The 23,366-nt window shown below is 42.4% G+C and carries 27 protein-coding genes and 3 pseudogenes; 17 read left to right on the top strand and 13 right to left on the bottom strand.

The window, feature by feature from the left end; genetic code table 11:
* The 5 genes from NPUN_RS08475 to NPUN_RS08455 are packed head-to-tail and all read right to left on the bottom strand — an operon-like array spanning nt 1 to nt 2,201.
* Nucleotides 1–333, bottom strand: coding sequence for a hypothetical protein (locus NPUN_RS08475; protein WP_012408359.1), 333 nt, complete (start codon nt 331–333; stop codon nt 1–3).
* Between the two features lies 1 nt (nt 334).
* Complete coding sequence (locus NPUN_RS08470) at nt 335–898, bottom strand: hypothetical protein (protein WP_148220269.1); 564 nt, start codon at nt 896–898, stop codon at nt 335–337.
* 16 nt (nt 899–914) lie between these two features.
* The gene (locus tag NPUN_RS08465; protein ID WP_012408357.1) at nt 915–1,529 is read right to left on the bottom strand and encodes a hypothetical protein; all 615 of its coding nucleotides are present in this window, start codon (nt 1,527–1,529) and stop codon (nt 915–917) included.
* Complete coding sequence (locus NPUN_RS08460; protein WP_041565276.1) at nt 1,492–1,860, bottom strand: hypothetical protein; 369 nt, start codon at nt 1,858–1,860, stop codon at nt 1,492–1,494. Before NPUN_RS08460 ends, NPUN_RS08465 begins: the two co-directional genes overlap by 38 nt.
* Entirely contained in the window at nt 1,860–2,201 is a 342-nt protein-coding gene (locus NPUN_RS08455) for a hypothetical protein (protein WP_012408356.1), read from the bottom strand. The genes NPUN_RS08460 and NPUN_RS08455 overlap by 1 nt, the downstream gene beginning before the upstream one ends.
* 276 nt (nt 2,202–2,477) lie before the next feature.
* Here NPUN_RS08455 and NPUN_RS44045 point away from each other — a divergent pair, with 276 nt between their 5' ends.
* Nucleotides 2,478–2,612, top strand: a complete 135-nt coding sequence (locus NPUN_RS44045) for a hypothetical protein (protein ID WP_272913956.1) — start codon at nt 2,478–2,480, stop codon at nt 2,610–2,612.
* Here the strand turns inward: NPUN_RS44045 and NPUN_RS37415 are convergent.
* Nucleotides 2,578–5,313 carry a VapE domain-containing protein gene (locus NPUN_RS37415; protein WP_012408355.1) on the bottom strand — a complete coding sequence of 912 codons (2,736 nt, stop codon included), beginning with the start codon at nt 5,311–5,313 and terminating at the stop codon, nt 2,578–2,580. The two genes, NPUN_RS44045 and NPUN_RS37415, sit on opposite strands and share 35 nt — an antisense overlap.
* Before the next feature lie 160 nt (nt 5,314–5,473).
* Nucleotides 5,474–5,770, bottom strand: a complete 297-nt coding sequence (locus NPUN_RS08445) for a hypothetical protein (RefSeq protein ID WP_012408354.1) — start codon at nt 5,768–5,770, stop codon at nt 5,474–5,476.
* A 101-nt stretch (nt 5,771–5,871) separates the two neighbouring features.
* On the opposite strand from NPUN_RS08445, the gene NPUN_RS08440 reads away from it, so the two are divergent.
* Nucleotides 5,872–6,240: a KGK domain-containing protein gene (locus tag NPUN_RS08440; protein ID WP_012408353.1), complete on the top strand. Its 369-nt coding sequence runs from the start codon at nt 5,872–5,874 to the stop codon at nt 6,238–6,240.
* 85 nt (nt 6,241–6,325) lie between these two features.
* Here NPUN_RS08440 and NPUN_RS08435 read toward each other — a convergent pair whose 3' ends face one another.
* Entirely contained in the window at nt 6,326–6,739 is a 414-nt protein-coding gene (locus tag NPUN_RS08435; RefSeq protein ID WP_012408352.1) for a hypothetical protein, read from the bottom strand.
* 436 nt (nt 6,740–7,175) lie between these two features.
* Between NPUN_RS08435 and NPUN_RS08430 the strand changes: the two genes are divergently transcribed.
* The 12 genes from NPUN_RS08430 to NPUN_RS41660 all read left to right on the top strand — a co-directional run bounded on the left by NPUN_RS08430 (nt 7,176) and on the right by NPUN_RS41660 (nt 14,988).
* Complete coding sequence (locus tag NPUN_RS08430) at nt 7,176–7,523, top strand: hypothetical protein (RefSeq protein WP_012408351.1); 348 nt, start codon at nt 7,176–7,178, stop codon at nt 7,521–7,523.
* Between the two features lie 83 nt (nt 7,524–7,606).
* A complete protein-coding gene (locus NPUN_RS08425) occupies nt 7,607–7,975 on the top strand; it encodes a hypothetical protein (protein WP_012408350.1) in 369 nt (122 codons plus the stop codon).
* Between the two features lie 73 nt (nt 7,976–8,048).
* On the top strand, nt 8,049–8,279 hold the full coding sequence (locus tag NPUN_RS08420; RefSeq protein WP_041565274.1) for a hypothetical protein: 231 nt from the start codon (nt 8,049–8,051) through the stop codon (nt 8,277–8,279).
* The gene (locus tag NPUN_RS41665; RefSeq protein ID WP_167315591.1) at nt 8,272–8,445 is read left to right on the top strand and encodes a hypothetical protein; all 174 of its coding nucleotides are present in this window, start codon (nt 8,272–8,274) and stop codon (nt 8,443–8,445) included. Before NPUN_RS08420 ends, NPUN_RS41665 begins: the two co-directional genes overlap by 8 nt.
* Nucleotides 8,442–8,564: a hypothetical protein gene (locus tag NPUN_RS44040; protein ID WP_272913955.1), complete on the top strand. Its 123-nt coding sequence runs from the start codon at nt 8,442–8,444 to the stop codon at nt 8,562–8,564. Before NPUN_RS41665 ends, NPUN_RS44040 begins: the two co-directional genes overlap by 4 nt.
* Nucleotides 8,554–8,916: a hypothetical protein gene (locus tag NPUN_RS08415; RefSeq protein ID WP_012408348.1), complete on the top strand. Its 363-nt coding sequence runs from the start codon at nt 8,554–8,556 to the stop codon at nt 8,914–8,916. The genes NPUN_RS44040 and NPUN_RS08415 overlap by 11 nt, the downstream gene beginning before the upstream one ends.
* On the top strand, nt 8,913–9,104 hold the full coding sequence (locus tag NPUN_RS08410; RefSeq protein WP_041565273.1) for a hypothetical protein: 192 nt from the start codon (nt 8,913–8,915) through the stop codon (nt 9,102–9,104). The genes NPUN_RS08415 and NPUN_RS08410 overlap by 4 nt, the downstream gene beginning before the upstream one ends.
* Complete coding sequence (locus tag NPUN_RS08405) at nt 9,097–10,347, top strand: P-loop NTPase family protein (RefSeq protein ID WP_012408347.1); 1,251 nt, start codon at nt 9,097–9,099, stop codon at nt 10,345–10,347. Before NPUN_RS08410 ends, NPUN_RS08405 begins: the two co-directional genes overlap by 8 nt.
* A gap of 285 nt (nt 10,348–10,632) precedes the next feature.
* Entirely contained in the window at nt 10,633–11,172 is a 540-nt protein-coding gene (locus NPUN_RS08400; RefSeq protein WP_012408346.1) for a hypothetical protein, read from the top strand.
* The gene (locus tag NPUN_RS08395; protein ID WP_148220268.1) at nt 11,159–12,343 is read left to right on the top strand and encodes a tyrosine-type recombinase/integrase; all 1,185 of its coding nucleotides are present in this window, start codon (nt 11,159–11,161) and stop codon (nt 12,341–12,343) included. The genes NPUN_RS08400 and NPUN_RS08395 overlap by 14 nt, the downstream gene beginning before the upstream one ends.
* A gap of 71 nt (nt 12,344–12,414) precedes the next feature.
* Nucleotides 12,415–14,637, top strand: coding sequence for an FdhF/YdeP family oxidoreductase (locus tag NPUN_RS08390; protein ID WP_012408344.1), 2,223 nt, complete (start codon nt 12,415–12,417; stop codon nt 14,635–14,637).
* A 189-nt stretch (nt 14,638–14,826) separates the two neighbouring features.
* The gene (locus NPUN_RS41660; protein WP_167315590.1) at nt 14,827–14,988 is read left to right on the top strand and encodes a hypothetical protein; all 162 of its coding nucleotides are present in this window, start codon (nt 14,827–14,829) and stop codon (nt 14,986–14,988) included.
* Nucleotides 14,989–15,135: 147 nt separating this feature from the next.
* Here NPUN_RS41660 and acsF read toward each other — a convergent pair whose 3' ends face one another.
* The gene (gene acsF / locus NPUN_RS08385) at nt 15,136–16,191 is read right to left on the bottom strand and encodes a magnesium-protoporphyrin IX monomethyl ester (oxidative) cyclase (RefSeq protein WP_012408343.1); all 1,056 of its coding nucleotides are present in this window, start codon (nt 16,189–16,191) and stop codon (nt 15,136–15,138) included.
* A gap of 325 nt (nt 16,192–16,516) precedes the next feature.
* Between acsF and NPUN_RS08380 the strand changes: the two are divergent.
* Nucleotides 16,517–17,708: pseudogene (locus tag NPUN_RS08380) on the top strand (IS4-like element ISNpu3 family transposase).
* Nucleotides 17,709–18,758: 1,050 nt separating this feature from the next.
* Here NPUN_RS08380 and NPUN_RS37410 read toward each other — a convergent pair.
* From NPUN_RS37410 to NPUN_RS42695, 4 genes and pseudogenes are all read right to left on the bottom strand, one after another.
* Nucleotides 18,759–19,013, bottom strand: coding sequence for a hypothetical protein (locus NPUN_RS37410; RefSeq protein WP_052304566.1), 255 nt, complete (start codon nt 19,011–19,013; stop codon nt 18,759–18,761).
* 12 nt (nt 19,014–19,025) lie between these two features.
* Nucleotides 19,026–20,095, bottom strand: a pseudogene (locus NPUN_RS08370) (ISKra4 family transposase).
* A gap of 42 nt (nt 20,096–20,137) precedes the next feature.
* On the bottom strand, nt 20,138–20,647 hold the full coding sequence (locus NPUN_RS42700) for a hypothetical protein (protein WP_202947532.1): 510 nt from the start codon (nt 20,645–20,647) through the stop codon (nt 20,138–20,140).
* 51 nt (nt 20,648–20,698) lie between these two features.
* Nucleotides 20,699–21,280, bottom strand: a complete 582-nt coding sequence (locus tag NPUN_RS42695; RefSeq protein WP_202947509.1) for a transposase — start codon at nt 21,278–21,280, stop codon at nt 20,699–20,701.
* A gap of 233 nt (nt 21,281–21,513) precedes the next feature.
* On the opposite strand from NPUN_RS42695, the pseudogene tnpC reads away from it, so the two are divergent.
* Both tnpC and NPUN_RS38675 read left to right on the top strand, forming a co-directional pair.
* Nucleotides 21,514–22,336 (top strand): annotated as a pseudogene (gene tnpC, locus NPUN_RS38235) (IS66 family transposase); the annotation flags it as partial.
* 244 nt (nt 22,337–22,580) lie between these two features.
* A protein-coding gene (locus NPUN_RS38675; protein ID WP_086000592.1) for an IS1-like element ISNpu9 family transposase occupies nt 22,581–23,290 on the top strand; the annotation gives its coding sequence in 2 pieces (ribosomal slippage) (nt 22,581–22,905 and nt 22,905–23,290; 711 coding nt in all).
* Nucleotides 23,291–23,366 lie beyond the last annotated feature (76 nt).

The following is a 23,366-nucleotide window of genomic DNA, read 5'->3' as shown; positions in this document are numbered from 1 at the left end:
TTAATAATCGTCTGGGTCTAGTACTGGATTTGTAGTTGCTTTATCAAAGGCAATAGTCATGCTATCTCGCTTATAAAGTTGCCCATTGCGAGTTACATAGGATGGTTGGGCTACATCATTAATAATTGTTTGAATTGCCGGAATTGCAACTTGGTTAGAACTTGTCAGATATTGTTTCGCTAATAAAACTATTGCTGCAAATATTGCTTCACCATCATTGGCTCCACTGGCAGTTAATCCTACAGATGCGAGGTCAGCCTTGCTAATTGTTACTGTAGAACTAGTTTGAGTTGCATTTGCTCCTAAAACAGAAGCTAAAGATTGACCGGACATATTATTTATTCCTCACAGAAGCAGTTATATTTGCAATAGTTGATTTAAGTTCGGAGCAGGAAATGCAGCAGTATCCGGGATAATTATCGGATTCACACTTTAAATATCCATCAGGACAAGAATCTTTAATACAATCAACCTTAAAAGTAATGGGAGCTTTTCTAACATCCTTATAAATTATTTCTCCATTACGAAATGCACGAATAATATTTTCGGTTGAAATATAAGAAACTGTAAAATCCATGTCGCCGCTATTATCACTATAGAGACTGTCATACTCTGCTGTAATGCGATTATCAGTAATCAAAGCATTATCCAAAATATAAGTACATGGCAGTTCTGTAGATGGGTTGCTGGCAATTTGTCTAAAATTACCAATACAAGATACTGCTGTTATGCTGCCTGGTGCAAAGTGGTTTAGTGGAGCGTTGCCACTACTAAAAAAGTGTTCTTTGTTAATGTTGTTAACTTCTACATCTATCGGCATAGCACCCACAAACTTTACTGATTTGGTAATATTGTCGCCGTCAGTATAGGTAAGTAATGCGGCAGTGTCATCAACCAAACAATAACTCATAGAACTATCCTATTTTCGCTAATATAATATCTGCGAAAACTTCCGGTACGCCTGGATAAGACCACGGCGCACCCATGTTATAAGTACCGTCGTAATTACCTCCAGCCTGAAAATACTGTAATTGAATATCAGTACTTTGAGCTAAAGTGAATATGGCTTTTAAGGGAATGAGGTACATCATACTACCCCAATTAGTGTAGGTAAAATAACCACGCCCTAATGTTGCATCGTTTGTGACATCTTGCAATCTTGTCTTGATAAGTCCACAATCATAAAACTGCCCTACAGCGTCACAAACATAAATCCCCGCAGGGAGGGTAATAGTGTTATTACTCAGTAGCGCCAAACCAGTCTGATCGAACTTGATTGTATTGATTGGTCTAGCTGTCCACTGAACGCTTTGTTTACCTCCACTTCCCTGTCCGCTAGCTACTGTATGTTGCAAGTGAATGTATTGAGAGCCGGAGGGCGCTTGTGATATTGGGGCATAATTAGCAAACAGATTTTCTTTTGATATATGTCTGGTAATACCATCAGCCTGCTGAATGGGTATTAAATCAGTGTCATCAGGTTGTAATTTTTCACTCCCAAGCTGGGAGATTTGAATAGGATTCGGCAACGATTGTGTCCTTTATAAAAAGTTGATTTTCATCCCTAACAACATATTTTGGCTCCCAAATAAAAACATTAAGAAACTCATAAAATGTTCTATAGCTGTAGCCGATTGAGTTGCCATGCTCATCAGATAATTTATTGCCATGCTCATCCCCGATACTTCCTTCAAAAGCATAACTAGCGCGTAGTAGAATGGCAACTAATAAAGATTCAGCCGTGTTTGAAGGAGAAGCTGTCAGCCCAATAAGGTCACTTTTTTTAATTATCAAAGTGTCAATATCCTGTGTGGCATTCTCCCCAAAGATTTGTTGAAGATTTAAAATTGAAAAAGCCATTAATAATCATCTGGGTCAATAACTATTAAACCTTCTGGTTTTTCAACAGCTACGGTAAAAGTATCTTGGCGATATTGGATTTGGCTTGTCCCGCGTGCCACAAATGATGGGATAACCCCATTAGTGATTGTCACCGATTGATCGAGATTAATATCGTGATTTTCTGGTGTCAGGTTTTCTTTAGCTACGAGTAAAAGTGCAATTAGCAATGATTCAGCACTATTGTTTGAGCTAGCTGTCAAACCTACAGCAGTCAACGCTGCTTTTTGAATAGTTAAGCTGGCACTGTCTTGGACAGCCCCTGCCCCAAAAATTTGAACTAGTGTAGGTTCTGTGGTCATACAACGGATTGATAAGTGAATAAATCCTTTGTATGCGGGTTCTAATTTTCTGTAAATGTTCCACTTTTATGTAAAAGAGGAAGTAGTTTCACTTACCGTATGTGTTGCTATGACTAAATTACAGTGATATTGAATATTTGAAAGCTAAAAAGTATACCTATTTAACCCTGGAGACAGGCAAAACAAGAAGTCATCGGAAATTCAGTCCAGATAATATAAGTATCTGTACTGAATCTGCTAATAAAATAATTTATACAATCTTTAAAAACGATCGCAGTGACAAACACTTCTAGAGCGAATGCCCTGAAGGTCGTATTCAAAGCTATTCGGCGCGATCGCTCAAGGTACAAGGGCGATCGCGTTTTACTATGCCTGCCTACATCTCCTCAAATTCGCCCAAGTGAGAAGTGACAACTGTCTTCTTCGGAGTTGTAAAGATGAAATGGCTAACAGAGGGGCGATTGGGCATAGTTTTGAGAATGCAACCCTCAATCCACTCGTAGTCATCATCTCCGAGAATCTGCACCTTAAATTTATAGCTTGCATTTTCAACCTTGGAACTGAAATCTTTCCTTACCTTCTCTTCCCACTGTTGAATGACACCACATTCTTTAGCCAGCCTGGGCAGCACCTTTTTATCTGGGGTTGCCTTAATGCTCTTAGTTAATGCCTGCCCGTCCGGTGTCTTGAATATCAACCAGATTTTACTCTCACCACTTGTTTGGAATCGGTGATATGGTTCGGCGCTGACCTCAACCGCTCCAAAGTCTGACTCTACTTTGAATGTGAAAGGTTTAATACCCTCAAATGTTTTGTAATAGCTGCATTTCTCTGGGCAAGTGATAGCGCTGCTCTCGTTTCTGGTTTCTGTGTCAGTCGTCGTTCCTTCCGCTTGTACAACAAAATTATTTTCAGAAAAGTTGGGTAAAGTAGGCGGATCAAGGCGGATCACGGGCGGATCACAATGCTCGAAAGTCTCTTGTTGCAAGGGTTCAGGTGTGATCTGCCTCTGTTGAGTGCTAGGCGGATCACTTTGGAGGTTTTGGGGAAGTGATCCAGGTGATCTGCCTTGATCTGCCTTGTTACCCAAACTTTTTTGGTTTTCTAATTCAGTCTCAAGTTCAAAATTCTGGAAAAGTGATCCGGGTGATCTGCCTTGATCCGCCTTGTTACCCAAACTTTTTTGGTTTTCTGACGATGACTTCAATCGCCAAGCCCAGGGGCGACTATTACCAATTTTTTGTCTATATTGCTCCCAGCCATTGGATCGGAGAATCGCTGAAACTCTTTTGGTGTAAAGCATCTCCTGTCTGCCGAGTTCAATTCCTAGCGCTATTCTCAAAATTTCAGAGGTGGTTGTCTCTCCTTGCTGCCGAGCGTAAGCCAATACTGTATCTGTCCAGGGGTCAACGGATTGGAAGTCTTTGCTGGCTTCGTTGTGAATTTTTGACTCGGCTGGTGATAACCACCACTGGTATCCTTTCTCGTAAAGGGCGTTGGCAGATGCCCAGATTAAATCCCGCTCTCGGACTAACTGCTCGATATCAATTGGGATGTCGTCTGTTACAGGGATAATCCAAAATCGTCGGTTGCCTGTGGGGTCGTTGAGAAGTTCTGTCTCGTTACTTGTTCCGACCAAGACACAAGCGCGGGGATGCTCTTTTACCTCAAGTCCGTAGGGAGCGCGGAAGGCATCAACACTGGAAGACATAAATTTTTTGATGCTGCTGATGTCCTTTCTCTTATACATGTGTTCGATTTCTGGAATTTCCAGTCCCCAAAACTTATGCAGTTTCATAAGCTCGTCTTTCTCGTTGCCGTCGCTGAGTTCGTCGGTGAACCAGTCCCGCCCGAAAAGCTCACGCCAAAAGCTGGATTTGTTTATGCCCTGTTCCCCTACCAGGATCAACGCGGTATCAACTTTGCATCCAGGACGACGGGCCCGAGCTACGGCTGATATCAGCATTTTTTTCAGGTAAATGTTATGAAGTGGGTCGTCAGTGCCGAAGTATTTAGTTGCTAAGTTGTCAAGAATTGAGGGGTCAACTGTACTATATCTAGCGGCAACTTCATCTAGATATTCAACTACTGGATGGTAAGCATTTTGAGATGCGATCGCCTCAACAATCGCCTGTCCATCTCCTATTTGCACATCCATGTCAAACTCCCGTGCTATACCTAGCCGCAATTGATTCAACTCTATTTTTTGGTCGTTCAGTTCAATGATGTTTTTTAGTTGGTTTAACCGGAGATTGTCGCCCCATCCATCTCTGATGATTTTGTAGGCACGGTAAACTTTTGATGTGCGTTCCTCGTCATCATATTCTGTGTCGTTTTTACGTTGCTCCTCTAAATCCTTCTTCCACTCTTCAATGGTTGGGGCATCTTCTATTAGTTGCTTGAAAGCTTCTTCTCCCTTAGCAGCAATAAAGTCATCCATGCCTTTAAGTTCAATTGATGGTAATTTAATTACCATAACTTTTGAACCTGTCGCGGCTAAATCTCTGGCTATGTTGATTAAGGATTGCTGGACAGGACGTTTATGTAATATGTCAGCGTCAAAACATAGGTAGAAAGTTCTTCCAAATCCAGCAAAGGCTTCTATCCATGAGTGAAGTCTGCCCATCTTTCGGCAAGTCGATACACCAGGTATAGATATGGTTGGGAGTCCGATGGTTAACCCTGCACCTGCTTTCTTAGCTCCTTCGGTAATGATTATAGGGATTGATTTGTCAGCGAGGACTTGTTGCCAACAATACTCGACTCCTGTATCCAAAAATAAGGGAGAAGCACCATAACCAACGGCTCCCAAATACTTGTTTACTTTTCCATCTTTGCCTAATGGTGAGACATCTGGTTTTGCTTGTACGCCTTCTAATGTATTTTCTCCTGTCAGTGGATTTACCCCTGAAACCATCCAGCAAGGTACTAAATGCTCCGAGTGTTTTTGTCTGGATTTTGTATTGCGATTTAGAACTTTATCGACTTCTCTAGAGTCATATAAGGTTCTCACATTTCGCTGTATTATTTTTGCAGATACACCACTTAATTGCCATTCTTCCCAATGGTGAGATGCAATGGTATCGACTGCTTGAGGAGTAGATAAAATCATTGTTCTACCCTCCGAAAAGATGCTAAAATTGTTGTCATAAGTAATAAAAAACGAGTTTTTATTTTGTAAGTTAGCGGCTCTTGCCGCTTTTTTTTTGATTAATTAACAGGATAATAAGTATCTGTTAACTGTTATTTGAAGTTGGCGATCGCACTCACTTTTAAAATCCATCAGGACAATCGAGTTTACGTTGCTGTTGCTCCTGGAGCAATTTGAGAATCTGTTCCGCCGCGAAGGAGCGATCGTAGTGTGGCAGCCCAGAACTGGACATGGCAGCAAGCAGGACTTGGATTTGTTCGTCATTATCGACTTGCAAATTAGGCAGCAGATTTAACATCAGCCTTCCATAAGCTCGTACTTCCTTGTGGGTAAGCTTGTCGCCTTCTTTGTTGTCCCTGATTTGTTCAAGGAAATGAATGATCGCTTTGGTAGAACCATCGAAGCCAAACATAGGCATTGGTTATTGGGCATTGGGCATTGGGCATTGGGAAAACTTAGGAAAGGCGGATCGAGTTGGCGCTTGATCCGCCATTTTGTTAACCGAAAGAGAATGTCGAAATGAGTATCGAAAAATTTGGATTAGACCCTAACAGTAGGTTGGGGTTGACCACTGATGATGTTGTCGCATTAACGACAGCAGACTATGGCATGGAGAAAATGACAAAGCTTGGTCAGTTAATTCAAGGAATAGAGCAATGGTCAAACAAGAACAGTAACAACAAGGGCGCTGAGTCTCAATGGTTTTTCGACCAAGGGCGAGAGTGTGAGATTTTGCGTACAACAGGCGGAGGTTGGCAGAAAGGACGATTTCGTATACGACTAGAATTCATCCCTGACAACCCAGAGGTTTTTTTGCAAGAGTCCGCTCAGAAAGAGGACAAGCTAGAGTCACCACTGGATGACCTGCGATCGCAATTAGACCCCTAATAATCACAGATGCGTCGCCTGCTAAACAGACAGTAGGCGACATATCCATGAGAAAGCCGTCCTTGCCAGAGTAGGCAGGACGGCTTTATTCGTTGTGTCCGTTATTTTGGTTAGGCGGCTCTAACCTGTCTGAGGTGGATACCAAGTTGTAAATTTCTTGTTCAAGTTCTTGAATAGCAGCTTTAAAGCTTTCCTCTTCACCCCTAGTTTCATCTAGCTGGCATTCTAGTTTCTGTTCAAGTTTCTTGAGATGCGATAGATAACTACCCTCGATCAATTTGAGCCGCTCTAGGATTTTCCCAGGAGGAGTATCTCTGTATTCGTTTGTTCGCCCAAGGGGATTTTCCTTTGAGCTATTAACCTGATTAGATCGGAGCGATTCAGTCCCATAGCTTCGGCTTGAAGCCTGAAGTCCTCCCAGTCCTTCTCGCTGATCCAAAAAGTTGCCCGCATAGAGTCTTCTGCTAGTTTCTTGGGTCTGGCCATTCGCGTATACCACAACAACACCCCCATTTTATTGTATGAACGAAACTTATTTTGTACGAATAGAATGCTTGACAGGTTTCATTCGTACATTATACTAGCATTAGTTATGTGTGAACAAAACTAAGATATACCACCCCAAACCAGACAGAGATAGCAGCCTGCCAGCACTGAGCAAATACCAAAGACCTGCTAGGGGAAAGTGACAACCGACAACTGACAACCGACAACTGACAACTGACAACTGACAACTGCATTTACCCATAAGTCGTAGCGTCGCGGGGTTAGCGGTTGAACACGTAGCTTTCATCCATGCTAAATGTCTCATTAACAACTGTCTTTACCCGTAAGTCGTAGCGTCGCGGGGTTAGCAGCCATTAAAAATCCAGAGCAAGTGCCCTGGATATCCCAAAAACAATCGGCAAGTAAATAACGTTGAAAGAGTAGACGACATGAATCTAACAGACATAAAACCAGTTGACATCATTACCCACATTGAGCAGAACTTTAACCGCGCTCAAGCCACTGGGTTAAACAGTCTAATCTTCCTGGCACTGAGGGAACAGACATCAATCGCCTACCAGCATAAAGAATATTGCTTTGAGGACATTCCCGAACAAATCATTGCTGTGTGCGATTCTCTCGACGAATATCACCTCGTATTTCTGGGAGTAGAAATCGCAAGTTGGTTGCTAGGAGAGAAAAAAACTACCAAACAGGAAGAGGTAAAAAACGCTCAACCTATTGCTATACAAGCAATTGACGACCAAAAACAACCAACATTATTGAGTGACTATTAACGCACTATCGACCAAGTAATGAAGCACTCGTGACTAACTAATGAGGCACTATCGACCAACTCATGAGGTATTTGTAACCCACTATGACCGACCAACAGATAACAGATCGAGCCATTACTAACGGCAGATCGACCACCAACAAGAGCGATCGCAAAGGCAGACCACGAGAGTGGAAAGAGATGGCAGACGATCCGCTCTCAGAGGGATTTGATTCTCACCAAGCTGAATATGTAGTAGGCAGAACTCAGGTAGGCTTTGGAACTTTAGAACCCGGTCAATTGTTTTCTCGGTCAAAAACCGGGAAAAGCCTTTACGTCAAACTAAATGACGGACGGGCAGTTTGCCTTGATACTCGTCAACCAATCGAAGTTAGCCCAACAAGGCGAAAAACTTGGCAGATATGGCTTGTAACCCTTTTTAACAGCACTACTGCCACCAAAGCCGATTTTTAAAGGCGATCGCCATCCGCACAGATACGCGATCGCCAGATGCGGCACATCAATGAAACCACACTCCAAAAATTATATGACTCAAAAGCCAAATCCCAGTAACGAAATTCACCGCGCAGGGTTCCCAGAGGGACAGCTACTAGGCAATGGCGCAAGCGCTGAGGAATGCGCCGAAATCTCAGCCGCTTACATTGAGGGAAAGCCGCTACCTGTAAGCGAAAACCCAGTAATTAACCGCATCTCGGAAAGACTCACTCATACAAGCGGCTACGGGCAGTACAGCGATGGGGTCAAAAATTATGACTGAAAATAATACTACTAATCCTTGGCTTATTGCCGCGATCGCAATTTCTGAAGAACTTAAGAAACAACCACCAGAAGTCCAGGCAGAAAGTCGCCGGATGAGTAAGAAAACTTACCCCCAAACCTGGAAAGCAATCCGCGAAAAGGAAGAGGAGCAAGAGCAGGAGTGAATCAAGCAGTGATCCTAATTTGCACCACAGCGGCTTTAGTAATTGCGATCGCCGCGCTGCTCAAGCAGGAAAGTAATTGCCCGTTTTACCTCAAAATCGAGGTGCAGTATGGCAGATGAGCAAAAAATAGTCGTAGAGGTTCCCAGCGATCGGGGTTATTCCCCAGTCGCTAGTACAGCCCAAGTGTCACGGTTAGAGGAATTTAAAAAAGGATGGAGGAATGCGATCGCACTGCCAGACAATCTGGCAGACTTGGCTTTTGACCTCACAGCATCTCTAACGATTCCGGCGCTTTTTAGCAGCAGCTGGGTATCGCTTCCCCTGCCTAGCTTTATTCGTTGGGGAGTAATGGTTATGTTGGCGTTATCAGGCGTTATCGCTTGTTATCTCAGGCAAGCCATTCCAGAGATTGAGACGATCTTGCTGATCCGCCTTGGATTGATATTTGTGGGGGTGTTACTGGGGTTATGAGTAAAAAAGATATTGAGTCAGCGATTATCAGCGTTTTGACCGATGCTTGGTGTCCGCAAGACTTAGCCAAGAATGCTGCTAGTATTCTGAGCGAGTATTACCCAGACAATACACTTATTGGGGCCACGGAAGCTGAAGTGAGGGTAGTAAAGCAGGCTCAAGAATACGTGAGGGATAGTGATGACTGAAAACTTACACCCATCACAGTTACATCAGCACTTGCAAATGTACGCCTATGCAAAGTGGTCATCTTGGGGAAGCTTGCTTCTCACCGTCGGACTGCTATCCTTGGGTGCTTCGCTGCCCAGACAGAGTAAAACTTGGGTTCTGGCTGCATCAGTTGGCACTTTGGAAGTCGGGCGCAGACATCGCCAAACAGCGAAATTACTGCGGGAGTCGCTAGGCGATATTGACCGAGCATCGAGGCTTAACTTTCAAGCTTTGGCTAGAACCCAGACACAGACCACTGCACAGTTAGCCTTGACCGTAGGCAGTTTTGACCAAGACTGGAAACCAGAGAATCTGATTACAGATCCAGTTGAGTACATCCAGAAAAAACAAAAACACGTCGCCTTAGTCGGTGGAACTGGCGACGGGAAGTCAACCTTTACCCAGTATCTATCCTCCAAAATCGGTGGCAGGGTCATCGTCTACGACAGCGACGCTAAACCAGATGATTGGGCATGGCTGGATCAAGCCGATGTCATTGGCCGCAAAGGCAACTTCAAAGCCATAGACACCGCGATGGGTAATGACCTCAAAACCTTAGAGGAGCTTGTGGAGCTTCGCGGAGAGGGGGGAGATAACGCGATTACCGGTCGGGAGCGATTCATGATTGCTGAAGAATTCCCCGTTTTGGTGGATGAATGCGACAATTCCACCCCCTGGATCAAACGTCACGCCAAACGGGGCAGGCGATACAAACAATTCATTTGTGCGCTGGCCCAAAACGACACCGCAGAGAACTTTGGGTTACAAGGTGACAAGGACACCCTTTACAGCTGCTTCTGCCTCGTCCGTTTGGGGCAGTTTGGGCGCGACTACGCCAGGACTAAACTTAAAGATCCTCAACTAGAGCAGTGGTTAAAGGCAGGTGGTAAAAAGCGGTTTATGGTCGATGACTGCCCTTGTGAGCTTGACCTTAGCAACTGGGGAACTACTACGAGCGCACCTGTGGAAAACTCCGGCGGGGGAAATGAGGAGGCGCGATCGCAATCCTCGGTCATGAACGAGTATGAGCAATTTATCCTTAACTGGGGTCAACAGCACCCAGGAGAGGTTTTAAAGGCCGCTCATCTCAGCCGAGCTAGCCGACTATTCGATGGTATGCAGCCGGACGAAGTGCGGATCATCTTTGCTTCTATGGCTGATAGGGGACTGGGGGAAGTACAAGGAAATGGCGATCGCTTGGGCTGGAGGTGGTCGCAGTAATGTCTACAGTTTGCCTACAGTTTGCCTACAGTCCGTCTACAGGCTGTAGGCAAAGCTTTACAGGCGAATTGGTTATCAAGCTTCAAATACTTTGATATTTCCAACCAATGCCCAATACCTAATGACTAATTGAGTTATAGACCGTCTACACCGCCTACAATTTTTGAACCGCAAAAAATTGGCTGTAGACGGCTAAAATCTTTCCCAGAGCGGGTTTTGGCGATTGTAGACAATTTTTTCGGGGTTTAAAAAACTTAAAAAAATCAAACAATTTTTAACTCTGCAATGACAACTTGTCCAATTGGTTTAATTTGTAGCGATTTCAAGTGCGATCGCGGCTACTGTCAAACTTTAGCCGATCCGTGGCCATTGCCTTACCACATCAATCCCGTATGGTTGCCAGGGGTCAGCTTATGGGTGGAAATTCCCGGATTTGATTACAACTCGCCCAATGTGGAATATCTGATTATTCAAGCTGAAGAACATAATCGTTGGGCAGAAAGTGTCAGGCAAGAGATGTGGCGAGGTGGCTGGTGGAAAGCTGAAGACCTCCCGTATCAACCGCATCCAGAAGGCGGACTAATGGTAATTCACCATTTAAGACTTGATGAAGAGATAACTTTCTCTAGTCCCTGGGTTTATAACCCCAATAAGCCATACAACTGTTCACCCACCCACTGGGAAGAGTTTATGCCACCTGTCCCGCTAGACGGCTACAGACGGGCATTTACGGATGATTACATTGAGTCGGATGGATTTTATCGTGCTTTCCTATTGCGCTGGCCTAGCGATTTCGTGGAGCAATATGAATATGACGACGACTAATGAAGACCAGTGGATTAGCGCTGATAATCGAACCCAAAAACTGGTTATTCGTTTCTGGGTAAAAGGATTCCCCAAGCAATTTTTTATCAGTACTGGGCTGAAGGATACCAAGCGCAACCGAGAGATTGTGAGGAGTAAGAGAGACGCGATCGCCAACGACATCGCCCTGGAGCGCTTCGACTCCACCCTAAAAAGTTATCAATTTATAACCGCCGCGGCTCTCGACCTCAAAGAGCCACAGATCCAATCTGGGCAAAACTTGCAAGAACTTTGGGAACGATTTACCCAATTCAAAGCAAGTCAAATCGAGGAAACCACAATTTTAGAAAAATACCGAACAATTGCTCGATACATTCAGCGGCTGCCCTCCCAATCCCCAGAAGATGCACCAGCGATTCGAGATTGGATTTTAGATAACCTGACCCATTACATGGCTTGGGAGACTTTAAACTGCTTGAGTCGCTGCTGCGAATGGTCAAACGACTCAGGACTGATTACTCACAACCCATTTTTTAAACTCAAAATTCCCAAGCCGAAAAACAAGTCAACTGACGATTACTACAAAGCATTCACCTTGCAGCAACGGGATTTGATTATTCAAAGCTTTGAAGAACATTCTTTGTATGCCTACTACGCGCCTTTGGTGAAATTTCTGTTTTGGACTGGCTGCCGTCCTGGGGAAGCTTTCGCGCTTACCTGGGGTGATGTCAGCCCAGATCGCTGTCGAATTGGGATAAGCAAATCCTGTAACCTTCACCGCATTCACAAAGGAACCAAGAACGGTAAAAAGCGAATTTTCCCGTGTCAGAGCGGGTCGAGAGTCCAAAAGTTGCTTTTGGATATCTGCCCAGCGCATTCCCAGCCGCACAATTTAGTTTTTGTGAGTAAAACCGGACGACCAATGACTAGCAGCATCATGTTTAGTTTTTGGAATGAATGGAAGTCAAAGTCCAGCACCTTCAAATATCTAGGGCTAGTCAAGGAATTGGCGAACGAGGGAAAGATACCTTACCTCAAGCCCTATGCTACCCGCCACACGTTTGCCACTTGGGCCATTAGCAGCGGCGTGTCACCTGATAAAGTTGCCCTGTGGATTGGAGACACGGTGGAAACAGTCTTAACCTACTACTGCCATCCAGAAATAGTTAGCGCCGAGTGTCCAGATTTTTGAAGTCATGCTACTTAAATGCTACTTAAAACGGTAGCCTAAAAGAATCACCACACAATCGACAGGGGCGCATCATGTTGCCTAAACCCAAGAAATATTGGACACCCCAGCACTGGGCGAGTTGGAAGCCTTTCGGCATTGGCGAACAGTACCCTAACAACTACTGGGAGGTTTTTCGGGCAATCTGGCTGTCTCGTGACAAACTACCTTATGCGTGGAATATTCTTGATAAAGGTGTTTGTGATGGTTGCGCTCTCGGAACAACCGGGATGAAGGATTGGACTTTAGATGGCATCCATCTCTGCAATGTCCGGTTGCGGCTGTTGCGGATGAATACTATGCCAGCTTTTGACCCTGTGCTATTGGAGGATGTCTCGCAGTTACAAAAGCAAAAAAGTGCCCAATTACGAGACTTGGGAAGACTTCCTTTCCCGATGATGCGTCAACGAGGGGAAAAAGGCTTTCGCCGTATTAGTTGGGATGAAGCTTTAGGGATAATTAGCGATCGCATTCGCGCCACTACACCAGATCGCCTTAGTTTTTATATTACCAGTCGTGGAACTGTCAACGAAACTTATTATGCCACCCAAAAAGCTGTACGGGCAATGGGAAGCAATAATATTGATAACGCTGCCCGCATCTGTCATTCTCCCAGTACGGCGGGACTAAAAGCTGCTCTGGGGGCAGGGGCCACCACCTGTTCTTATAAAGACTGGATTGGTACTGATTTATTAATCTTCATTGGTTCCAACGTTGCCAATAATCAGCCAGTCACCGTTAAGTATCTCCATTACGCCAAAAAAGCTGGCACGAAAATTGTAGTCATTAACACTTACCGCGAGCCAGGAATGGAGCGCTACTGGGTGCCCTCAATTGTAGAAAGTGCCGTTTTCGGTACAAAGTTTGCCGAAGACTTCTTCTTAATCAACATGGGCGGGGATATAGCATTTTTGAATGGCACAATTAAACATATAATTGCTAACAATTGGGTAGACCAGTCATTTATAGATATACACACAGTTGGCTTTGCTGAACTCAAAACATCTTTAGAAAGCCAATCTTGGGAAGAATTAGAGCGGCTTTCCGGTACATGCCGTGAGCAAATGTACGCCTTTGCCAAAATGGTCAAAGAAGCCAACAAAGCCGTATTTGTTTGGAGTATGGGCATTACCCAGCATGAATGCGGCGAAGATAATGTGCGAAGTATTATCAACTTAGCTCTCACGAAAGGTTTTGTCGGTCGGGAAGGCTGCGGTTTAATGCCAATTCGCGGCCACTCTGGGGTACAGGGTGGGGCAGAAATGGGGTGTTACGCCACCGTGTTTCCCGGTGGTAAACCCATTACCCCAGAAAATGCTGCCCAATTGAGTCAGCATTGGGGCTTTGATGTGCCAGCAAGTAAAGGTTTAATTGCTCCAGAAATGATTAATGCCGCATATCAGGCGGAATTAGATGTGTTGTTTTCCGTGGGAGGGAATTTTTTAGAAGTGCTGCCAGAACCGGATTATGTGGAAGCGGCGCTGAAGAAAATACCGTTGCGGGTACATACGGATATTGTTCTCTCCAGCCAAATGTTGGTGGAACCTGCTGATATTGTGGTGCTTTTACCTGCGACGACTCGCTACGAAATACCAGGGGGAGTAACAGAAACTAACACTGAACGTCGGGTAATTTTCAGTCCAGAAATTCCAGGACCGCGCATTGGAGAAGCGCGTCCAGAGTGGGAAGTTTTTCTAGAATTAGCAAGGCGCGTGCAACCAGATTTGGCAGATAAGCTGGCTTTTGCTGACACATCTGCTATCCGTCAAGAGATTGCTCAAGTTGTCCCCCAATATGCTGGGATTCAACACTTACAGCAGCCTGGCGATCAATTTCAGTATGGCGGGTCACATTTGTGCTTTGGTTGGAACTTCCCTACATCGGATGGGAAGGCGCACTTTGGCGTATTATTGCCACGCCAAAGGGAATTACCAGAAGGTTATTTCTTAGTAGCAACGCGCCGAGGCAAGCAATTTAATAGTATGGTACAGGAACGTAAGGATGCAATTACTGGGGCGGTGCGAGAGGCAGTGCTAATAAATGCTGCTGATGCGGCACTATTGGATTTAAAAGATGGGGATAAGGTAATTCTTAAGAATGAGTTAGGTGAGTTGTTCTGTGAAGTGTATATTGCACCAATTCAGTCAGGAAACTTGCAGGTCCATTGGCCCGAAGGGAATGTGCTACTAGATAAAAGTAAGCGATCGCTAGAAGGAGCTCCTGATTATAATGCGATCGCACGGTTGGAAAAAATCTGAATCAAGTCTCATGTTTTCAGCTTTAACATTTCCACCAGTATATCCATTAACTTATATCCCAAAACCCCGTATGAAGAATTACACAGCGATCGCATAAAGACCCTCTCCTGAACTTAAAATTTCTAAAATGGATATAAATGTAATTCTCAAACCTTATGCTGCTGGAGAAAGAGGCTTCCAAAGACTGAAGTGCTTTATCTGCTAAACGCGATCGCTAGAGTCAATAAAAACTTTGGTAGTCTAGAAAATTCAGCCTATCCGCTACAGATTTACCAGATTTCTTTAACTGGGGAAGTAAACAGCGTTTACTCAATAGCGATCAAACTTTTGACAAAAACCAGTGCTGAGTGAAGAAAAACACTCAGCATTGGTTTTTGCCAATCAAGTCAGAGGCAGAATAGAAATATATTGGTGAATTTTAAGAGCGATGCCTACTGCTGTAAACTACGCATTTTGTAGAATCATGGAATGCGTAGTTTATAGCAGTAAGTGCCAAATTTAACGCACAGTTTCCCGCAAAACCTCAGCATCGACGGGTTTAATCAGGTAAACCAACAGTAGGTTCCAAACAATTGCTGCAATCAAAGGTAGTTTGCGAATCAGCTTCACAACTTTGGGCACAGAACTACTCTCAATCTCTGCAATTTTCATGTTATAACCCGCACAGCGTTGCAGGCGTGGGAAAAACTTGGGATGTTCGGTATTCAACATTACAGGAAAAGCTCGGCCCGCAGTTTCATTGGTGTTACGAACAACTTCGCGGTCAAATTCCGTTGCATCAAGTCCCAATGACGTGTAGAAACCAGCCCGTTCATGAACTGTCAAAGTGTGGGTAGCAAATACCGATAACAAGAAAAAGCGACTCCACAACCTAGCTTTCCAGTTGTTCCATAGTTGCGGTTGAGAACGTAAAAGCGCCTTGAATATATCCCCATGACGGTTTTCATCCTGACACCAACTCTCAAAATATTGAAAGATCGGGTAAAATTCGTTTTCTGGGTGCTTTTCTAGATGTCTGTAGATAATAATGTAACGCCAGTACCCGATTTTTTCTGATAAGTAAACGGTGTAAAGTACCCACTCAATTGGGAAAAATGTATAGGTGCGGGTTTTAGTAACATTGCCTAAATCCAGGGAGAGTTTAAAATCGCCCATTGCTTTGTTGAGAAATCCGGCATGGCGAGCTTCATCACGTGCCATCAGTTGAAATATTTCCGCTAGCAGTGGACTGCGATTTTTCAGCTTGCGGGATAGTTCTTTGAATAGTAAGAAGCCGGAAAACTCAGAAATGCAAGAGCGCTCCAAATACTCAATAAACGCCTGTCTTGCTTCACCCTCAATATGTTCCCAAGACTGGTTAAACACCTCATCCCGAACAAAATGATGACGATTGTAGTCTGTCCGCATTTCTGCCAGCATTGCCTTTAACTCCGTCTCTTGGGCAGACAAATCCAGGTTGGCGGCAGTTTCAAAATCTGTAGTGTAAAACCGGGGGGTGAGTACAGTTTCTTTGCTGGGGGTTTTAATTTCTGGCTTGGGTAGGGTATTAACCATGTGTAATGCGGTAAGCAAGTAAATAGTTGTATAGTTATCAAGTTATAATAAATATTGTTCTTTTGCTAGACCTCTTTACAATCCTTCAGTAAAGGGTAAAATGCCCTATACACTAACCCGTATATAAGCCCTAAATTTATTAAGTTTTAAAAGTTCTTCAAAATTAATTACTAATTGGTTTTACCCCAATACGGTTCAGTTAAGGCTCAAAGTGATGTAAATTAGGCATTGTTCCCAAGAATAGAAATTAAGTATCGTGCATCTGAGGGATTTTTCGTTGGTGTCTCCTGAGATACAAAACGCTGATTTGCTCAAAGCAATCGAGATGGCTATTCCAGCAACAGCAATTGAACAGGCGATAAGCCTGCGGCATGGCTTCGCTTACCGCTAATATCCAAACTCAAGAAGAACGCAAACGATCATTACCAGCACAATTGGTGGTAAGCCTTGTAATTGCAATGAGTCTGTGGTCAAAAGACTCGATGCGGGATGTATTGAAGAATTTGATTGATGGACTCAGTGAGGCATGGCTTAAGGTTGGTAAATACTGGCGAGTAGCTTGTAAGTCAGCCATTACACAAGCCCGGCAGCGATTAGGTGCAAGGGTAATGTGCAAATTATTTCATCAGCTAGTAAAACCAATGGCGACACAGGAGACATTAGGAGCGTTTCTCCAAGAACTAAGAATTGTAGTCATTGATGGCAGCTGTTTTGATGTTCCAGACAGCGATGAAAATGCGAGAGTTTTTGGTCGTCCTGGTAGCCGTCCTGGGACAAAAGCCGCGTTCCCTAAAGTTAGACTAGTAATATTAGTAGAAGCAGGAACACATATAATATTTGATGCACTGATGTGGCCGTATCGCATCGGAGAGCGAGTACGAGCATTAAGATTATTACGTTCGGTCACACCAGGAATGTTGTTGATGTGGGATAGAGGATTACATTCCTACGCAATGGTACAAGCAACAGTAACCAAGGGATGCGATTATTTAGGCAGAATACCAGCCAATATCAAATTTATTGCCGAAAAACCCTTAGAAGACGGCTCTTATTTATCATGGATTTACCCATCGGGAAAGCTACGAAAAAAAGCTAGTCAGCCAATACTTGTACGCATCATTGAGTATACAATTGAGCATCCTGACAATCCAACCGAACAACTGACATATCGCTTAATTACTAGTTTATTAAACATTGAGAAATTTCCTGCCGAGTTGTTGGCGAGGGAATACCATCAGCGATGGGAAGTAGAAAATACCATTGATGAGTTGAAAATACATCTTCTAGGGCGAAAAACTCATGTCCGTTCCCAAAAACCACGAGAGGTTGTGCAAGAAGTATATGCTTGGTTATTGGGACATTGGACAGTACGATTATTAATGTTTCAAGCTGCAACCAGTGCCGGAGTTGCTCCATTACGTCTTAGTTTTACCGGAACTTTACGAGTTATCCGTCGTGCTGTACCTAAGTTTCAACGTCTTAACTCTCAAGATTTGCCCCTTTTTTTGAGTGGTTGATCATAGAGATTCTGGATACATTGTTACCTGAGCGGCTTCATCGGTGTAACCCCAGGGTTGTGAAAAAACCTGTATCAAAGTTTCGCTCCAAAAAACCAAGCCACAGAGGCACTGGACAGCGAGTTGAGGCTCCTAATTTCCATATCATTAATAACGCTTTCAGCTTTAACTTAACCGTATTGGGTTATATAGTCTTAATAAAATTTCAGATGTTTTAATCCCACATTCCACACCCTTAACTGTCACAATCGGTTATTACGGAAGTAAATTTAGGAAGAAAGAGTAAAAAATTACATCTATCTATAAAAAACACATTTGGGATAGAAAAATTGCTCAAATGTATTCTCAATAATCAGCAATAAATCACGAGGGTGGTTTGGGAGAAAAAATTAATAATATAACTTTATTCTTAGAGGTTGTTTGAAAAGTATTTTGCTGTAACTTTAAGCACTTTTAGATCCCCCCTAACCCCCCTTAAAAAGGGTGGAACCGGAATCAAAGTCCCCCTTAGAAAGGGGGACTTTGGAGGATCTAGAACTTTTGATACTGACAAGAGGACTTTTCAAACATCCTCTTAGAGACTAAATATATCATTGTAAATTATAATTATCTATAAATAAAGTTAAAAACGCCATAAACACTCTAGCTCACTAATTTTATTAATGAGTCAAATTAGATAACTAAAATATTAATAATACTCATAAATCAACTTATATATCTATAGTAATTACAGCAAGCTTCTAGGAGGAATAGGAGAATGTACTTCATTTCTGATGTTAAATTATAAAATTCTGCTTTTTGGTGAAACTTCACAGGATAAACTGATTGAAAACATTGAAATATCCACCGCATTGTCGGATTATTTATGGCTCTTCCTAATTGATTGTTTACAGTATAGTTTAAGGACTTTAAAGCCGCTCTAATCTCTCTTTGTGCTAAAGTATAAACTAGCAAACATAACCCCATTATCATTGCTAATGCTTCTATTCTTTCTGGGCTTTTCAGAAAAATATTATCTACTAAAAATAAAGGGCTTTTGAGAAAACTAAATCATCTCTCACATGACTGTTGTGCTTTATATTCAGACAGCATTTTCTCGTTGCTCAGTTCTTTATCTGACAAAACATTTGTAGCAATTATAAACCTTCCGGCACTTAACCTTTCTGGTTCAATAACATCTTTATTTTCATCAACTCTGGCTGATATTTGATAATATTTCGATTGATTCTCTTCTTTGATGCCAGGAATTTTTTCGGTAATTTCGATATTTTCTACCTGATGATATTTAAATTCTTTAGGGAGCATCCCAGTTTTTATTTAGTGAGCAAAGATTAATCCATTGAGATAAGCTCTGGCGTTGAGCTAAGACTTGAGGAACGTTATCAGATTTCCATTGTGCGCCAGAAATTTTGGTTCGACGGTCAATCTGTTTGACAGTAGACTCAATAGCACCAGAACCAATGGAACAGATTTGTTCTGCTTGATAATATTGGTAATTGACAATCCGGTGTCGATGTTTCTCAAGATAAGTACAGAAATTAAAAGCTTGTTTTAGCTGACAGTCAGCAAAGACAGCGATAGCATCATCAACTTTTCCTTGCCAGAGAAGGATTTTAGCCTGATTGAGCCGTTGATTAGAACCGCCAATCTTGTGTAGGTTTTCCATCAGATGAAACCAATCAAGTACTTCCCGACGCTGGTGTTCGGGAGCAAAATCGCGGACAATATTCCAAATACCGTCATGGCCATCGCCAAGACAGGTCAAGATAGGAGCAATTGATTGGCTTTTGACCCAATCAATTACAAGACTATTTTCTTGAAATGAGGCAGCAATAGCTTGTTTTTCATGTAAGCAGGTAGCTTTATAACCCTTCCAATCACAGACTTGTCCCTTGATTGTACGAATGCGTATATTTCCTCCATCCACACTCAATTCTTCCACAGTTGATTCTACTTGCGGTAATTCAAAATTTTGACGATGCACTAATCGTTACTGCACACTTTTTGATACTTCTACACCAGTTAAATATTCAATATCTTCTGCCGCACGTTGATACGATACCGACGCGCTGATTCGTAAGCAACAAGCTTCTAAATATGGACTCAATTGATTATGGGGTCTAATTTCTAGCTTTTGTGCTTGAGAGTTTGTAATTGGCAGTTCTCCAATAATACTTTTTATTTTTCGTTTGTATCCGCGGCTTTCTCCTGCGGCATTTTCGATAAAAAAACCCTACTTCTGGCATTACATGCTTCCGCATTTGAGAGCGTACTACTTCTTCTATTTTTGCCAAACTTGTGAGTTGCTCACCCGTAGTACTTTTGTACAGTATCTTTGCTATTGCACGAGAATATTCTTTTATCTGTTGTTCTTCTTCAGGAGTCATTGATACACCTAGTCTTGATGACTTCAAGGGGCGACAATGGAGCTAAAGTGCTTTCTGTATAAGCTTCATAGCCCTTAAACCCCTGAGATAAAAGCTCTGCTTATTGCGAATGGAAGCGACCAGTTCCTCAACCCATGCTTGACATTCATTCCAAGCGACTATCCAATTTTGACCATATAAACCTATCCAAAAATTACTATGTCGTTTAGAAGTTCGACTTTTTTCTTGAGTGCGACAAATATAAGATTCTTGTTTTTGCAATTTAGTTCTTTGTCCGTGTAACCAAGCACTTGTCATGGCTAAAGCAATTAAGAAAATTAAACGCACAAGTCTATCAGGATTAGCTTTAGAACCTTCGAGATTATAACCACCTGTTTTACAATCACGGAACATAGCTTCAATGCCGAAACGCGCTCCGTAGATTTGAGCAGCAGTTTCTAAATCAGGCAGATTAGTTAATAAATACCAAGGTTCTGTTTCCTGTTTATTGCGATATTTTCTTTTCCAATATACTGCTAAATTAAATCTGCCAAACCCTCGTTTTTGAGTCAAATTGATACCCAAATAAAACTGGCGGATTCCTGGATAAATATCAATGCTGCTTCAAGGCTGAAATTTTTGTCTTTTCTCTCGGAAGGTTGTGTCCTTTTTTTGACGGAATACAAAGCTGAGATTCTTCCTGTGTAACCACTCCGCTAATTCTATACTATGAAACTCTCTATCGCCAATAATCACTATTTTGTAATTTTTTAACAAGCGAATCACTGGGCGTAAAACTTTTTGTTGCTCTTGGAAGTTACTGCAACCATCTTTTTCTAACAAGTACCAATATATTGGCCATGCTCTTTTTTGGTAAATTACACTTACCATTAGCACATTATTTTCTTTCCATTGTGTTCTATCTAGTGCAATAATTACTTGTGAGCCAGCTTTGATTTGCTTACCAAGTATCTCTTCAATTATGGGAAACCACAGTAACACTACACTCAAAGCATTCAGCGTTAGGAATCTTTGTAAGTGTCGCCTCCGACTATTTTGCTGTATGGGTAAAGGTAGTGTTGCAGCCAGCCTTTCTAATCTGACTTGTTTTTGATTTTGTAACAACCACACCAACATCTTCAAAGTTATTAACTGTGATTGACTCAGGTATTTCTCTAAAAACTTTTGATAGAATGAGGGCAACATTATGATGATGGTCTTGTTCAATTTACGAGACCGTTCTTTTTTACCATAAAATAGATATCTAGAAGCGGGTCTGTGACACCTGCATATTTCATTCTCAATAAGCACTCCAGAATAGCCCATTTTTTCAAAGGGTCTGTGCCTTCTAAACCTTTATCTGGCTCGGTTTAGCAACCATTGTCGCCCCTTGAAGTCCCGGATGTAAGGCTCTCATACAAGGGATTTTTCCAGAATCTGTGAAAGCGCCAGTACAGTATGGAGCAAGAATTAGAGCAGTTGCGGCTTATCTATATCACCAACATTTTATTCCAGAAGACAGATTGAGCGAAGTTGTAGATGATTTATTCGGTTGTCGAATGACACCAGGGACAATCGCAAATATAACTTTGACTCTTGCCAAAATAATAGAACCAATAGTAATGGAGATTGCGTCCAAGGTCAAAACTTCCCCAGTTAAACATCTGGACGAAACTGGATTCAGGATTGGTGGTAAAACCAAGTGGTTACATGTGGTTTCAACTGAAAGTCTGACCTGGTATCGAGTTGCAGATAAACGTAAAGACATTGAAGTATTGACTGATATCAAGGGCGTAGTTGTCCACTACCACTGGAATCCCTATTATCAACTCGTCCAGGTCAGTCGCGCATTATGCAATGCCCATCACCTGCGAGAACTTAAAGCCTTAGAGGAAATTGAACAAGAGCCTTGGGCTAAGTCAATGAAAAAGCTTTTGCTCTTGGCTTGCAATTATAAACATCGCTATCAATCGGGTATTCCTAAAAATATTGTTACTCGTCTCAACCAATTGTATGAGCAAATTTTAAAGTGAGGGCAAAATTTTCATCAAAGCCAATTGCCGTTAACTCGTAAAAGTAATCGAGGACGAGTGAAACGACGAATTGGTCATAACTTGCTATTGCGTTTTCAAAATGACTTGAGCGATGTCTTACGTTTTTTGATAGACCCAGATGTTCCATTTACTAATAATCAAGCCGAACGTGATTTGCGGATGATGAAGTGTAAACAGAAAGTTTCTGGCGGCTTTCGCTCATTCGATTTTGCGGTTTTATTCGCCAATATACGTTATGCACCTTTCAACTGCATCTAAGCATGGTCTTAATTTGCTGGAAGTGATTACTGATGCACTACAAGGTAATGTCTCTGTTTTCTTTTCCTCAAATACTATATAGCTAGGCAGTTACGATAAAGCTTTCAATGATTTTGAACCACTTTTGACATCAAAATAACCTAAGAACTAAAATTGGCGTTGCATAATAGAGGGATGAATTGAGGCTATCTACTGTGCAATGTCCATACTGCGGAGCTACGGAAATTCGTAAAAACGGAAAGCGAAGAGGTAAACAGAATCACATTTGTACTAAATGCGAGCGCCAATTTATTGACGTATATGATCCACCAAAAGGGTATTCCGAAGAGCTAAAGCAAGAATGCTTGGAAATGTACCTAAATGGCATGGGTTTTCGCCCAATTGAACGAGTCAAAGGTGTACATCATACAACTATTATTTTCTGGGTTAAACAAATGGGCGAGAAACTGCCAGATGTCCCAGAAGAAAATGTGATTCCAGAAGTGGGAGAACTAGATGAATTAGAGACATTTGTTGGGTCAAAAAAAACAAAATTTGGCTGTGGACAGCAGTAAACCACTTTACTCAAGGTATTTTAGCTTGGGTTTTAGGAGACCATAGTCTTGTACTGAGCGAAGTCGAAGTAGCTGAAACTTTTAAGCCACTTTGGGAAAATATTGAAAAGTGGAAATGCTATTTCTATGTAACTGATGGCTGGAAGGTTTACCCCAGTTTTATTCCCGATGGAGACCAAATTGTGAGTAAAACATATATGACGCGGGTAGAAAATGAAAATACAAGGCTTAGACATTATCTTGCACGCCTTCATCGCAAAACTTTATGTTATTCCAAATCAGAACAAATCCTGAGATACTCAATTAAATTATTACTCCACTACTTGAAGTATCAAACCATACTTTTATAAATCAATTCATCCCTTCATTCAGCAACGCCCTAAAATTTTGTACTTAGTCGTAAATATTCAACTGTATATCTAAGTT

It is taken from the genome of Nostoc punctiforme PCC 73102 (assembly GCF_000020025.1).
GTDB classification, from domain to species: domain Bacteria; phylum Cyanobacteriota; class Cyanobacteriia; order Cyanobacteriales; family Nostocaceae; genus Nostoc; species Nostoc punctiforme.
The sequence above is the reverse complement of the archived record's forward strand: the minus strand, read 5'-3'. Positions and strand labels throughout refer to the sequence as shown.